This window comes from Oleiphilus sp. HI0043 (assembly GCF_001634935.1).
This window is the reverse complement of record NZ_LWEY01001571.1, coordinates 1-920: the sequence shown is the minus strand read 5'-3', so window position 1 is coordinate 920 and position 920 is coordinate 1. Positions and strand designations below refer to the sequence as shown.

At 43.6% G+C, this 920-nt stretch carries 2 pseudogenes; both read left to right on the top strand.

Annotation, left to right across the window (positions count from 1 at the left end):
* Nucleotides 1-384: pseudogene (locus A3729_RS23430) on the top strand (diguanylate phosphodiesterase); the annotation flags it as partial.
* 42 nt (nucleotides 385-426) lie between these two features.
* Nucleotides 427-920, top strand: a pseudogene (locus A3729_RS23425) (acetate kinase); the annotation flags it as partial.

Here is a 920-nt window from a genome sequence, read left to right as displayed (position 1 = left end):
AAGTTGGACGACAAGCCCGAAGCGCTGCACTATATGGCGCTGGTACGTGCACTAATGTGTGAAAGGCTATCGGAATATATTGAACCAAGCCTAAAAGACCAGTTTTACACCGTCGGCCTGCTTTCTTGCCTTGATGCATTTTTTGATCAATCACTAAGCGATATCGTCTCTCATATTTCATTAGCACCGGGAATAAATGATGCGCTCACTCTATTAAAAGGTAATGCCGGACTTGCCCTATCCACCACAATTGCCTTTGAACAGTCTGAATGGCAAAAGTTAGACTGGACAGCATTAGCCAAATTCGAGTTAAATGCTAAACAAATCAATGAGATCTATTTCGAATCATCTCGAAGGGCCTTGGAAATTTCTGCAGAGAATTAGTACTCAGGCCACCCCAATAAACTTAGGAAACGTTTATTTAGCATGGCTAACTCCCTTATTCTTGTTATCAATTGTGGCAGTTCATCTTTAAAGTTTGCACTCTACTCAACCCACCCTGAAACAAGCCTTCTCGCAGAAGGCTTGGCAGAGTCGCTTAATCAGACAGAAGGCAAACTTACTGTTAAGCACTCAGGTGAGAAAGAAACCCTCTTATTAAACCTATCTTCGGAACTTGGCAACAGCCATGCGCTTGCCCTACAAGCAGCAATAGAGAAACTTGCTCGGCACTTTCCAATCAAAGAAGAACTCAAGGCCATCGGACATAGAGTTGTTCACGGCGGTAATATCTTTAGCGAATCTGTTGTGATTAGCGAACAAGTACTTGAGCAGATCAAAGCCTGCATCCCCCTTGCTCCATTGCATAATCCAGCCAATATAGTGGGTATCGAGAGCTTACAAGTGCTGCACCCTAATCTCCCACAAGTTGCAGTATTTGATACGGCATTCCATCAAACAATGCCAGCCAAAGCTTATAC